General features: G+C 64.5%; 14 protein-coding genes. 9 read left to right on the top strand and 5 right to left on the bottom strand.

Annotated elements, in window-relative coordinates:
• Positions 1 to 64 precede the first annotated feature (64 nt).
• The gene (locus AC1DVS_RS08660; protein WP_478022066.1) at positions 65 to 886 is read right to left on the bottom strand and encodes a nucleotidyltransferase domain-containing protein; all 822 of its coding nucleotides are present in this window, start codon (positions 884 to 886) and stop codon (positions 65 to 67) included.
• A 78-nt stretch (positions 887 to 964) separates the two neighbouring features.
• Here AC1DVS_RS08660 and AC1DVS_RS08665 point away from each other — a divergent pair, with 78 nt between their 5' ends.
• From AC1DVS_RS08665 to AC1DVS_RS08700, 8 genes are all read left to right on the top strand, one after another.
• Positions 965 to 1,303, top strand: coding sequence for an ArsR/SmtB family transcription factor (locus tag AC1DVS_RS08665; RefSeq protein ID WP_478022068.1), 339 nt, complete (start codon positions 965 to 967; stop codon positions 1,301 to 1,303).
• Positions 1,300 to 1,818 carry an SRPBCC family protein gene (locus AC1DVS_RS08670; RefSeq protein WP_478022070.1) on the top strand — a complete coding sequence of 173 codons (519 nt, stop codon included), beginning with the start codon at positions 1,300 to 1,302 and terminating at the stop codon, positions 1,816 to 1,818. Before AC1DVS_RS08665 ends, AC1DVS_RS08670 begins: the two co-directional genes overlap by 4 nt.
• A gap of 94 nt (positions 1,819 to 1,912) precedes the next feature.
• Positions 1,913 to 3,043: a hypothetical protein gene (locus AC1DVS_RS08675; RefSeq protein WP_478022072.1), complete on the top strand. Its 1,131-nt coding sequence runs from the start codon at positions 1,913 to 1,915 to the stop codon at positions 3,041 to 3,043.
• 223 nt (positions 3,044 to 3,266) lie between these two features.
• Complete coding sequence (locus AC1DVS_RS08680; protein WP_478022074.1) at positions 3,267 to 6,299, top strand: autotransporter domain-containing protein; 3,033 nt, start codon at positions 3,267 to 3,269, stop codon at positions 6,297 to 6,299.
• Between the two features lie 119 nt (positions 6,300 to 6,418).
• The gene (locus AC1DVS_RS08685; RefSeq protein WP_478022076.1) at positions 6,419 to 7,525 is read left to right on the top strand and encodes a hypothetical protein; all 1,107 of its coding nucleotides are present in this window, start codon (positions 6,419 to 6,421) and stop codon (positions 7,523 to 7,525) included.
• A gap of 155 nt (positions 7,526 to 7,680) precedes the next feature.
• Complete coding sequence (locus AC1DVS_RS08690; RefSeq protein WP_478022078.1) at positions 7,681 to 8,052, top strand: hypothetical protein; 372 nt, start codon at positions 7,681 to 7,683, stop codon at positions 8,050 to 8,052.
• A gap of 2 nt (positions 8,053 to 8,054) precedes the next feature.
• Positions 8,055 to 8,333 (top strand): DUF5985 family protein, encoded by a 279-nt coding sequence (locus tag AC1DVS_RS08695; protein WP_478022079.1) that lies wholly within the window; start codon positions 8,055 to 8,057, stop codon positions 8,331 to 8,333.
• On the top strand, positions 8,330 to 8,587 hold the full coding sequence (locus AC1DVS_RS08700; RefSeq protein WP_478022081.1) for a DUF5985 family protein: 258 nt from the start codon (positions 8,330 to 8,332) through the stop codon (positions 8,585 to 8,587). Before AC1DVS_RS08695 ends, AC1DVS_RS08700 begins: the two co-directional genes overlap by 4 nt.
• 47 nt (positions 8,588 to 8,634) lie before the next feature.
• On the opposite strand, the gene AC1DVS_RS08705 is transcribed toward AC1DVS_RS08700, so the two are convergent.
• The 4 genes from AC1DVS_RS08705 to AC1DVS_RS08720 form a co-directional block, all read right to left on the bottom strand.
• Positions 8,635 to 9,138, bottom strand: coding sequence for a DedA family protein (locus AC1DVS_RS08705; RefSeq protein WP_478022083.1), 504 nt, complete (start codon positions 9,136 to 9,138; stop codon positions 8,635 to 8,637).
• Positions 9,135 to 9,764: a class I SAM-dependent methyltransferase gene (locus tag AC1DVS_RS08710; protein WP_478022085.1), complete on the bottom strand. Its 630-nt coding sequence runs from the start codon at positions 9,762 to 9,764 to the stop codon at positions 9,135 to 9,137. The genes AC1DVS_RS08705 and AC1DVS_RS08710 overlap by 4 nt, the downstream gene beginning before the upstream one ends.
• A 76-nt stretch (positions 9,765 to 9,840) precedes the next feature.
• On the bottom strand, positions 9,841 to 11,211 hold the full coding sequence (locus tag AC1DVS_RS08715) for a sensor histidine kinase (protein WP_478022087.1): 1,371 nt from the start codon (positions 11,209 to 11,211) through the stop codon (positions 9,841 to 9,843).
• Complete coding sequence (locus tag AC1DVS_RS08720; protein WP_478022089.1) at positions 11,208 to 11,879, bottom strand: response regulator transcription factor; 672 nt, start codon at positions 11,877 to 11,879, stop codon at positions 11,208 to 11,210. The genes AC1DVS_RS08715 and AC1DVS_RS08720 overlap by 4 nt, the downstream gene beginning before the upstream one ends.
• 147 nt (positions 11,880 to 12,026) lie before the next feature.
• On the opposite strand from AC1DVS_RS08720, the gene AC1DVS_RS08725 reads away from it, so the two are divergent.
• Positions 12,027 to 12,172 (top strand): transposase (locus AC1DVS_RS08725; protein ID WP_478022115.1); only part of this gene is annotated, 146 nt, incomplete at its 3' end.

Genomic DNA, 12,172 nt, shown 5'->3' on the forward strand with positions numbered 1-12,172 from the left:
GTATAGCCTCTCGCCATTTCCTCGCGAGCCGCCTGAGGGCGTGCGTCAGCCGATGATGCGCTGATCAGGCCTCAAGATACCAGGCATGGCGCCGGAACAACGCCTCGGCTGCGGCGACCGCATCCGCCGACAGCCCGACCGGACCCTTCTCGAACGCGATACGCGCGAGATCGAATTCGGTGTCCATGAAGGCGCGGATCGGCTCGGGCAGGGGGGCGCTGCCGAGTTCCCGCGTCTGCGCCTTGCGGGCCATGAGATCGTCGACCACTGCCGCGACATCCGCGGGCGGCTCGCAGGACGCCATCAAGGTCGGGAAATGCATCGGCGCGATCGCTTCGCCGGGCCGCAGCCGGAGCCAGCGCAAGGTCGCCGCCGGCCGGAGTGCGTAGAAGATCTTCTTGAGCGGCACGTCCTTGCCATCGCCGAAATAGGTGTGGCGCTGGCGTTCCCCGAGATGGAGATAATGACGCGCGATCAGGTTCCGGTCGGCGAACTCAGTCGCGAATGCCAGCATCTCGTCGCGAAACCCGGCATCGCCGCGATAGACGAGCGGCGAGCGCAGCCATTCGATGATGACTGCATTGCCCTTCAGCAACAGCTTGAGCGCCTTGCCGAGATCCCATCCATTGACGTCGAGCACAGCATCAAGCGGCGTTTCGATCACGTCGCGCCGCACCCAGGGCGAGAGATATTGCTCGACCGGGCGGATGAAGACGAAGCGGCAATCATAATCGCTGTCTGGCGAGGGAAAGCCCCAGGCGCGGCTGCCGCTTTCGATCGCGAGCGCGATACGGACCTCATGCTCGGCCTCGACCGATGACAGGCGCTCGTCGATCGCAGCGACGACGGGGGCTGAGAAGCTATCGGGGATGTGACGGAGCGACATGAGCGCCTGCTTGGGTCAGTCGCGGCCGGAACGCAATCAGGCTTGTGCATCACGTATAAGTTATATATCTAGATGGTTATGAACGAGTCGCTAGACCTCAAATTCGCAGCGCTTGCCGATCCTACAAGGCGCGCAATCCTCGCCCGGCTGGCGCTGGGGGAGGCGACCGTCGCCGAACTCGGCGCGCCGTTCGCGATCAGCCAGCCGGCGATCTCCAAGCATCTCAAGGTGCTCGAGGCAGCCGGGCTGATCGAGCGGGGCCAAGCGGCACAATCGCGGCCGCGCCGGCTGAAGATCGAGGCGCTGCGCGAAACCAGCGACTGGTCCGAGCATATCCGCAACCTGTGGAGCGACAGCTTCGATCGGCTCGACGAATTCCTGAAATCACAACCCCCCGAAGAGGATAGCCGATCATGACTGATGCCCAGACCGCCGTTCCCGAATTCGTCATCACCCGCCGTTTCGCGGCATCACGCCAGCGGGTCTGGGATGCCTGGACGAAGCCTGAATTGTTCACCACGTGGTTCGGCCCCAAGGGCGTGGCGACCACGCTGCTGACCTTCGATCTGCGCCCTGGCGGCATGATTCATGCGCGGATGGACAATCACGAGATCGGCGGCACCATCTGGGGCAAGTTCGTCCCGCGCGAAGTCACCGCGCCCGAGCGCCTGGTCTGGGAACACAGCTTCGCCGATGCGGACGCGAACATCGTCCCCGCGCCCTTCTTTGATGTCTGGCCGCTGAGATTGCTGACAACGGTTACTTTCGAGGACGCCGGTGATGGCACCAGCGTAACCGTCACCTGGGTGCCGCTCGATGCCACGCCCGCCGAGCAACAGGCATTCGCCAGCCAGATGAGCTCGATGACGATGGGCTGGGGCGGCAGCTTCGATCAGCTCGACGCGCTGCTGGCGGGCGGTGCGGATCGCTGACCAACGATATTTTTCGGTGGCGATTGTACCGGGAAAGGGCAGGGGATAGCATGCGGCGATCGGAGCCATTCGGCTTCGGTCCCGAGCTCCCGCCATGCGCTTTCCACGTCTTTTCGCGCTTCTTGCCCTCCTCATTGCGCCCGCCGCACAGGCCCAGCGCGCTCCATGCCCCGATGCTGCGACCATCGCGGCCGGGCGTGCGGTCACACAGGCACGGATGGCGCTTATGGCCCTGCCGGCGAAGGAGGACCCGGCCGAGGTAACGCCGCGGATGAGCGCTGCGATCGAGCGGGTGAAGGACAATATCCAGGCGTTCGTCCGGCTGGCGATGCGTTGTTCGTCGCCACGCGCCACGCCGAGGGCAATCCAGGCGACGCTCACGGCAAAGGGCGGCGCCACGGCACCGGACGCGCCCGTGAACGAGCACGGCAAGCAACTCGACTATTCGCTGCAAAGGATTCCCGGCCGGCCGAACTGGATCGCGGTGATGCCGACGATCGCGATCGACTGCGGAGAGGATTCGATGCTCATGCTGTTCGAGCGACAGCGGCGGGGCTGGCGTGAGATCATCAGCCGCCGCAGCAGACCCTACCGATCGATCGCCGAGGGCTGGGAGGGGTTCGACTATGCCGTGTCGCCGTCGGACCGGCATGGCCGCTGGTATCTCGCCATCGCATCGACCACCCCGTGGTGCCAGTCGGTCTGGCGGGGATTGCGCTACGACCTCAGCCGACCGGGAGCGCGGGGCGGTGCGCCGCGCATCTTCTTCAGCAAACAGGTGGGGACCCAGATCGGCGACACGCCCGACGGGATGCGTGCTACTGCGAGCATGTTCGAGATGCGCCACGAAGGGCACAGTTTTGAAATCGGCATCGCGCGCCCGCATATCGAGCGCTACGCGATAGCGGGAGACCGGGTTCGCCGCATCCAGCCGGTCGCGCTGAAGCCACGCGACTTCGTCGAGGAGTGGATCGCCAGCCCCTGGGCCGAGGCGGCCTCGTGGTCGGCCGCACGCACCGGGCTGCAGGCGGCGCATGCGCGGATCGCCGCCATGTATCAGAATATCGGGCTGGATTTCGGGGCGATCCGCCGCTGCGGGGCTGGCGGACAGGAGGTGGAGATCAGGCCCGACAAGGGTGCGCCCTGGTATGTGCTGGTTCGCGGAACCCAGCCCTTCACCGTCCGCGCCGCGTCGACCATGCCTTCGTCGCAATGCCATAGCTGAACCTGATGGCGGACCAGACAGAGCCAGCTCGAACGGCGTGACGGGCAGGCCCGATCCGTCGGCCAGGGTGCAGATCAGTGCGCGCAGTTGCCCTGGCTATGCCCAAACAGGGAAAATCGGATATAAACCTTTGCTTAGACGAATCCTCCTACACATGGGCTGAATATACTCGCCGCAACGGTAATCACCGCGAGGCGTAAGTAACATTGAAGGGGGATGCCGCGTGGCAATCCGTATATCTGAAGTGCGTTTCACTGGTCTGGCCCGTCGTTATGCCGTGCTCAACCGTTCCTGCGCATTCGGTGCCATCGCGATGGCATCCCTCGCCGTGCCGCAACTTGCTTATGCGCAGAATGAATGCGGCGCCCCTGCGACCCCGACCGTCACCTGCACCGCCGCCAATGATCCTTATGCGACCGGCGTTACCTATATCGCGTTGCCGACGGATTTCACGATCCTCCTCAACGACGATACGGTTGTCGACACCAGCGGCAGCGCGCACCCCGGCGTGCAGGGCGCGGCGACCGGCAGCCGGTCGCTGACGCTGCAGGCCGCGCCCGGCTCGAAGATCACCACGGACGGTGCGGGTGCGCACGGCGTATCGCTGACCACCGCCAGCGGCGCTCTCAACGCGACGACCGGCGTCATCAAGACGAGCGGCGCCGGCGCGACCGGGATCAGGGCCGTCTCAGCGAGCGGCGCCATCACCATCACCGGCGGCACGACCGCCACGACCGGCGTCGGCGCGCGCGGCATCGATGCGATCACGGACAGCGGCAACATCTCCGTCGCGACCGGCACCGTCACCACGACGGGCGCCGGTGCGGTCGGCGCATCGGGGCGCTCCAATTCCGGCAATGTGACGGTCACGATCGGCTCGATCGGTACAGGAGGTTCCGACGCGGTCGGCGCGGTCGTGCGGACCGGGGGTAGCGGAGCCGCCACTCTCCAGGGTGGCACGATTGCGACCACGGGTGCCGGCGCGACGGGCGCGACCGTGAAATCGGCAACCGGTGCGGCGACAGTCAATCTGGGCAGCATCAAGACCCGTGGTGTAGCTGCCGATGGTCTCCTCGTCACGTCGACTGGCGGCACCGCCAGTGCGACGATAACCCGCGTCCTGACCAATGGCGACAATGCGCGCGGCATCGTCGTAAGCGGCGCGCTGGGCGCCAATGTCAGCTACAATATCGTCTCGACCAAGGGTGCCAACGCGACAGGTATCTCGATCCCGGCCGGCACCCCTTCGGCCAAAGCAACGGTCATCGGCGTCGGTCCGCTCAGCACCGCCGGCGCCAATGCCGACGGAATGAACATCAACGCGACCGGCACCGTCTCCATATCCACCACGGGGACGATCGCGACCACCGGCAACAACAGCCGCGGCCTTGTCGCAACTGGCGGTGGCGCGGTGAACATATCGACCGCCGGCGTGACCACGACCGGAACGACATCGGCCGGCATCGTCGCCACCAGCACCGGCGCCTCGGTCCGCGTCCTCCTTTCAGGCACCAACAGCTCGGCGACATCGGACGGTGTGACTGTCGTTGCCGCGACCAGCGCGGTCGTGAATCTCGCGGCTGGCGGTTCGCTCAGCGGCGGTGCAAATGGTGTGACGATCACGTCGGGCACCGCTGCCAAGGTTAACAATGACGGCACGCTTAACGGCGCTGCCTATGCGCTGGTCGCCAATGGCGGCGCGGTGACGCTGAACAACCGCGGCACGCTCAACGGCCGTATCGCGCTCAGCGGCAATGCCGATGTCGTGAACAATAGCGGCGTCTTCAACGCGACCGGGGTCAGCCTCTACGGCGCCGGCAACGATCAGTTCAACAACAGCGGCACCTATCTCGCCAACGCCGACGCGGACTTCGGCACGGGTGTCGACGGCTTCGCCAATACGGGGATTTTCCGCGTATTGGGCGGGTCGGCAGTGCCGGGCACGATCACGCTTGCCGGCCTCGAGGCCTATGACAATTCGGGCCTGGTCGATCTGCGCAACGGCCATGTCGGCGATGTGCTGGTGCTGCCGGGCAGCTATGCCGGCAGCGGCACGGCCATGCTCGGCCTCGACGTCACGCCGGGCGTCAACACCGATCAGCTCCGCATCGGTGGTGCCGCCTCGGGCTCGACCCAGGTCGCGGTAACCATCATCGGCAACAGCCCGGCGGTGCTCGGTACCGCGGCAACGCTCGTCCAGGCGGGGGCCGCGTCGAGCGCCAACGCCTTCACCGTCGCCGGCGGCAATGTCGATCAGGGCCTCATCCAGTACGGCATCGTCTACAACCCGGGCACCTTCGCCTATAATCTGGTCGGCGCCCCGGGCGTCGGCGTGTACCGCGCCGCAGTCTTTGGCGAGGCGGCGCGCAACCTGTGGCTGCAATCGGGCGATGCCTGGAGCAGCCATATGCGGACCTTGCGTGACACAAGCGGAGCGACTGGCCGACGCAGCCGGATCTGGGCGCAGACGCTTGGCCAGATCGAGCAGCGGACGAACAGCCGGACCTTCACCAGCCTCGGCATCACCAGCCAGGTCGATCTCGGCTACAAGCAGGACTATTTCGGCGGCCAGATGGGCGTGGATTTCGGCGGGGGCCGGTTCGCCTATGGCGTGACCGCCGGCTATCTCAACTCGAACCTGAACTTCGCCAGATCGGCCGACCGGATAAACTTCGACGCCGTCAATGCCGGCATCTATGCCAGCTATTCGGCAGGCGGCTTCTTCCTCAACGCACTCGGCAAATATGATCTTTATTGGGGCAGCAACCACAGCCTGAGCGGCGGCTACACCCGCGACATCCAGGGTACCGTCTATGGCGGCAAGGCCGAGATCGGCTATCGTTTCGGCAAGCAGGTCTTCCTCGAGCCGGCCGCGAGCATTGCCTATACCTATAACGACATGGACGATGTCACCGTCGTCTCGGGCAACTTCGTCTTCGGCGGCGAGGAAGGCCTTCGCGGCAAGGCAGGCGCGCGGATCGGCTATGTCGCTGAGATCGATGCGACGACGCTCTCCTTCTATGGCGGCGGCAATTACGTCCATGCGTTTGAAGGCGAGAACCGGGTCTCCTTCGTCAGCGGCGGCCAGACAGTGGCGTTCGCGAACGGCCGGGGCCGCGATTATGGTGAGGTCACACTTGGCCTGAAAATCGGTTCGGATCAGGACAAGGTCACCGGCTTCCTGGAGGGCAGCTACGCCAGCGGCGGCGACTATCAGGGCTATGGCGGCCGCGCCGGCGGCCAGCTCCGCTTCTGATCAGTTTCGGGGACACTATACTAAACTGTCGCCCGCAACCTGCTCGGGTGGACTAAGGATAGTGTCCCTTATCTACCGAGATTGAGCCGCATATTGGATTGCTCTGATGGAAGCGCGCCTTGATCGTTCTTGATGTCCCGGCTTTCCGCAATGTCTCGCTGCGCTTTGAAAATGCGCCGGACAAGGAGGAACTGATTGCCAGTGTTCAGGCGGCTTTTTCGCTGGATACGGAACACAAAAGCTATGCGCCGTTCCGGAAGCTCGTGGAGGATGCCCTCGAAAAGCTGCGGACCATCCACACGACGGAGAGCTATGTCCTCATAATGTCGTCCCACTATCGGTACCACGACACACAGGATGATGAAAACTGGCGCGCGGTCCAGATCGGCTCCTACCTGATCAACAATGGCAGACGCTCTCGCCAACTCCCCGACCCGGAAAACAAGCACTATGCCGCCGGGAAACTGGCATCCGAGCTTTTGGAGTGGCTGGAATCGGAAAACTGGCGCGAGCTCTTCCGTGATATCAGCGGATTTGACCCGAGTGAACGGCGTCACCCCGAAGACTATGAGCACTATCCACCCCGTGAATTTGGACTCCTCCGCAACGAGGAGGGTGAATATCTGGTGCTTGGCGATAGCGTTCGGGGAAATCGTTACGGCGGCATCTATGAAATTATCGATTTGCGGGATTTTGAATTTGTCGGCTTTCCCGATGGTCGTGGGTACGATGAGGTTGATGAAAGGGTCGATCAGGGTGGGCCAATTCAATGGGAGCCTTTGTCCTACTGGGCGTACAGAACCCTGGAAGCATGGGGCTCCCTGGCCCGGTACGAGGAAGCGTGGGATGTCCGGCTTCGTAATCGCGAACTTTGGCGGCTCGAGGCTGCCATAATCGACATTCCCGATAGCGTCCGGGCGAAGGCGCGTCAGTACCTCACCACTGGTGACCTTTTTTCGGCGGAAGCGGTGGTTTCGGCCGGGCTCGGACCGGAGAACTGGGCAGCGGCACGCGCCTGGGTGGCAACGATCTGCGATGGTCTCGGCGCCGATGAAGGATCGCCAGGGTATCTGAAGGATGCAGGCATGTCGGTACGGAGCGGGTATTTCCACGCGGCGGGCCAATTGCTGATGGATGGCGCCGGACTGACCGAACACGAGGCTCGCAACTGGATAGAATGCTATATCGATTTTATGGCGATTGCCGGAGCGACGTCGCGCCGCTGAGGTATCGGAGGCGCTATCAGTCGCGCGTTTTCATGGCGGGGCGACTGGCCGTAGTCGCGTGCACCTCGATCAACCAGCGCACAAAGTTGCTATCCGATTGCACCGCCTGATAAAGGAACCACGGCGGGGGAGCGCTATCCGGGAGAAGGGCAAGAATGCGGGCAAAGCAGGATGTTTCCGGCTTTATTCGTGCGACCTTCCGCTCGGTCTGGTCCCTTGAGCTGCTATGCTTTCTCCGCAATCGCCGGGAAAACGCCTGGACTCATGCCGAGATGATCGCCGCGCTGCGGGCAAGCGATCTGGTGATCACCCAGAGCCTGGAATCGCTCCTCGCCGCGGGCTTGATCATGGTCGAGGACAATGGCGCCGCCCGGTATCAGCCGATCTCCGAGACAGTCGACGCCTTGGTCGCCGCGACCGAGGACCTGTACCTCAAACAGCCAAACGCAGTGCGGCGGCTCATCGTTGCGCCCGGAGCCGACGGGCTGGAGAGCTTTGCCAACGCATTCAAACTCTGGAAGGATTGAGCGTGGCCAACATCTTCCCCGCGATCGTCTATTCGCTGTGCCTCGCAACCAGCGCCGCCTGCGCGCTTCTGCTCGGCCGTAGCTATCGCCGGACCGGCACCCGATTGCTGCTCTGGAGCGCTTTGTGCTTCGCGCTGCTGGCGGTGAACAACCTGTTCGTCATCCTCGATCTGCTCGTCATACGGTCGGTGGATCTGGGGGTGGTCCGCGTGTCGCTCTCGCTCGCGGCGGTCATCGTCCTGCTGTTCGGCTTCATCTGGAACCTGGAGGAGAAGGCATGACGCTGATCGCCTTCCTGTCAGGTGCGGTGACCCTCGGCTTCGGCGTGGCCGCGCTCTTCTTCGTCCGCTTCTGGCGAGACACACGCGACGAATTGTTCCTGTGCTTCGGAATCGCCTTCCTCCTGCTCGGTGCCGGCCAAGCGGTTCTCGCGCTCGCAGGTATCCCGGATGAGGATCGGCCCTGGGTCTATCTCATCAGACTGGCCGCCTTCGTCCTCATCCTCGCCGGAATCGCCCGAAAAAACAGAGCCTAAAGTTTCGGGGACACTATACTAAATAGGCGCCGCCAATCGATGCCAAGTCATGCCGAGATCCGCATGATATAGCCAATGGTCAGGAAACCGCCGTTCCAGATCGACGCCCCAACCGCGATCGCCAGCAGGAACCGGCCTGGCGCCATCCTGACGACACCCGCGGGCACCGGCAGATATGCCCGTACGGTGGGGATCGTCTGGCCAAGGAGCGTCACCTGGAAATGATGGCGCCGATACCCCTCCACCAGATGTTCATAGCGCGCACGGCTCAGCGATATGTAGCGGCCGTACCGTGCGACAAAGGCAGCGCATCGTCCTTCGCCCAGGGCTCTCCCCATCGCGTACAGGCAGAGGCAGCCAAGGCTCGAGCCGGTCGTGGTCGCGACCAGCATCGCGGCGAGATCTTCAGGCCCCCCAACGGCATTCATGCCGAGAAGGATGAGAAATGCGGAGGATGGCATCAGCGGCAGGAACTTCTCCGCCAGCGCCACAAGCCCGGCGCCCAGCACGGCATGCCCGGCGACCAAAGCGGCAATAGTCCCGGCGTTCATGACGCCCGTAGTCCGGCGCGCAGCGGAGCGCGGCGCGAGATGCGATAGACCGTCGCGGGCGGCACGTTACGCAGGGCGCGGCCGACGACAATCGCCTTCAGCCCGAGCCGATCGAGGATCGGGCGGGGGACCGGGCAGCGCCGGCCATAAGTGAACTGGTAAAGAGCACCGCCGGCGCCGAGGTGGCGGAAGGCGGTGGCAACGATCGCGAAGATCTTCCGGAGCGGCATGTTGAGCAGGGGCAGGCCGCTGACCACCGCACCGACCGGCCCGGCGCCCAGCAGATCGCTCGCTTCCAGTCGCGCGGCGTCGCACTGGAGCAATCGGGCTTCGGGGAAAGCCTGGCGCAACAATGGGGCGAAATGCTCGTTCGCCTCGACCAGCGTCAGATCCTCCTCCCGGACACCACGATCGATGAGTGCGCGGGTGAACACGCCGGTGCCGGGGCCGAGTTCGACGACCCTGCCGCGCAAGGGGTTGATCTCACTGGTGATCAATCGCGCGAGCGCCGCTCCCGACGGCAGCACGGCACCCACCTGGCGAGGCCTGGCCAAGCCCGCACGCACGAACCTGATTGCGTCCGCGGTGCCGGACAAGGCACGGGAAACCATGGAGTTTCGTTTCATCATATTCCCTCAGGCACGGTGCTTTCGGCCTTTCCCGAGGGGAGTATGCGCGCTGGATTGCGTGAGCCTTGCGCGATCAGGGTTCGGACATCGGCAGGTCGATCCGCATGCAAAGGCCGCCGAGCGGACTGTCGAGCGCCACGATCCGCCCGCCATGGAGCGCCACGACCTCGCCGACCAGATGAAGGCCCAGCCCGACGCCGTTCGTCCCGCTGCCGAGGCGGCGAAAGGGCTCGAAGACGCGCTGCCTGTCCTGCGCCTTTATGCCCGATCCTTCGTCATGGACTTCGACGCGGCCATTCGCTTCCACGCGCAGCAGGATGGCGCCGCGCCGGCCGCCATGCTGAATGGCGTTTTGCACGAGATTGATCAGCGCGCGTTCGAGCGATGCGCGATCGGCCGTTACCGCCGCATGATCGACAGCGGTTTCGACTGCCAGGGCATAGCCGGCATCGATCGCCATCGGCGCAAGGTCGGCCGCCACGTCGCGGGCCAGCGTGACCAGATCGACCGGCACCATCGCTTCGCGCCACTGGGGGCGCAGCCGCTCGAGATCGAGGAGTTGCTCAGCCAGGGTCGCGAGCCGGGCGGCATCCTCTATTAGCCTCGAGCGATCCGGCCCCGGCGGCAAAAGGCCAATGCGCGTCGTCAGGATGGCGATCGGCGTCCGCAGTTCGTGCGCCGCGTCCGCCAGGAAGCGCCGGTACCGCTCATGACCCTCATCGAGCCGCACCAGGGTTGTGTTGACCGCATCGACGAGCGGCCGAACCTCTTGCGGCACGGTGGCAATCGGTAAACGCACGCCGCGCCGGTCAATGTCGATTCGCCCGGCTTCCTCGATCACCGCGTCCAGGCCGCCCAGCGCCGCGCCGATCACGGTGGGCGTGGCGAGCCAGGTCGCCAGCATCATCATCGCCAGGATCGGCAGGAGGAAGACGAGGGCGGCGAACATCCCGGCACCAAAGGCGCGATACCAGGGCGCACGCACACCGGTGCCGGTGATGATCTGGACCGTTCCGACCGCGGTCTGGACCCATTGCATGCGCGCGCCGGGCCGGGGGCGATCGCCGATGTTCCACCCCAGCCTGGCCTGGCCGACATGATCGAGCGATGTGCCGATGCTGGCGAATTCCGGAGGAACAACGCCCTCGGTCAGGCGGTGTCCCGCCCGGTCCCGCACACTGAGCCAGAGGCCGGGGACCGCTGCCCGGAGCTTCGCAAGAGCTGGCGTCGGCCGCAGCGCCAGCTCCCCCTTGGTGGTTCGGGTCGATGCATCGCGAACGGCGGCAATCACGTCGTCACCGGCTCCGATCGGATTGAAGGCGCCCTGCACGATCAGCACCGCGACCAGCGTCGTCACGACGATCGACAGGATCGCCGCCTGGAGCATCACGAGCCGCCAGCGGAACTGGCGCCGCAGCGACGGCGGCGGACGACCGGCGATCATGATGGTTTCAACAAATAGCCGACGCCCCTTATGCCGTGGATTTCGACACCGGCACCGCCCTCCACGAGCTTCTTGCGGAGCCGCGACACATGCGCGTCGAGCGTGTTGGACTGGATCTCGTCATCGAAACCATAGACCGCATCTTCGATAAAGGCGCGTTGCACGGTGCGGCCGAGCCGCCGCACAAGGACCTCCAGCAACAGCAGTTCGCGGCGGGGCAGGTTCAGGGGGGCGCCGCTGATCGTCGCCACGCGATCGCCGAGATCGAAAACCAGGTTGCCCGCGCGAATGGTTGAAGGCGAAAGTGCCGAGGGGCGCCGATGCACCGCCCGCAGCCGCGCCAGCAATTCTTCGGTGGAGAATGGCTTGGTCATGTAATCGTCGGCACCCGCATCCAGCCCGTCGATCCTGTCGGAGACATCTCCCTTCGCGGTCAGAACGATGACCGGTGTTTCGCAGCGCATTCCGCGCAAATCCGCCAGAAGCTCAAGGCCATCGCCATCGGGCAGGCCCCGATCGAGCAGGACTGCGTCATAGGATGCGATCCTCATCGACGCGCTCGCATCGTCGATCGTGCACGCAAGATCGACGATGATATCAGCCGAGGTCAGCGCGGAGCTGAGCGCTGCCGCCATCTCCCGATCATCCTCCACCAACAAGATGCGCACGCTTCTGCCTCGCCGTCCAAAAGAGCCATAGTGCGTGCCGGCGATTGCGTGAACATTGCAAAGATCGCGCAGTTTCGGGGACACTATTGGACTGCACCCCTTGAGTGAGACACGGTAATTGGGTGACACGGTAGCCGAGGAGGGATCGTGTCGGACCCAACGCCAAGGATATTCACGACAGAGTTCAAGGAACGCGCGGTGTTGCGGCTGGAAGCTGGCGAGCAGGCTACAGCGCTGGCTGCCGATCTGGGTGTACGTCGCAAGCTCTTGTACGATTGGGCCAAGGCCTATCG

This window comes from Sphingomonas sp. P3_C5 (assembly GCF_056402635.1).

Coding starts and splice junctions, on each gene's coding strand:
- AC1DVS_RS08690 (WP_478022078.1), top strand. CDS start 7,681: ATGCGGGCAAAGCAGGATGTTTCCGGCTTTATTCGTGCGACCTTCCGC.
- AC1DVS_RS08710 (WP_478022085.1), bottom strand. CDS start 9,764: ATGAAACGAAACTCCATGGTTTCCCGTGCCTTGTCCGGCACCGCGGAC.
- AC1DVS_RS08660 (WP_478022066.1), bottom strand. CDS start 886: ATGTCGCTCCGTCACATCCCCGATAGCTTCTCAGCCCCCGTCGTCGCT.
- AC1DVS_RS08715 (WP_478022087.1), bottom strand. CDS start 11,211: ATGATCGCCGGTCGTCCGCCGCCGTCGCTGCGGCGCCAGTTCCGCTGG.
- AC1DVS_RS08670 (WP_478022070.1), top strand. CDS start 1,300: ATGACTGATGCCCAGACCGCCGTTCCCGAATTCGTCATCACCCGCCGT.
- AC1DVS_RS08705 (WP_478022083.1), bottom strand. CDS start 9,138: ATGAACGCCGGGACTATTGCCGCTTTGGTCGCCGGGCATGCCGTGCTG.
- AC1DVS_RS08675 (WP_478022072.1), top strand. CDS start 1,913: ATGCGCTTTCCACGTCTTTTCGCGCTTCTTGCCCTCCTCATTGCGCCC.
- AC1DVS_RS08665 (WP_478022068.1), top strand. CDS start 965: ATGAACGAGTCGCTAGACCTCAAATTCGCAGCGCTTGCCGATCCTACA.
- AC1DVS_RS08700 (WP_478022081.1), top strand. CDS start 8,330: ATGACGCTGATCGCCTTCCTGTCAGGTGCGGTGACCCTCGGCTTCGGC.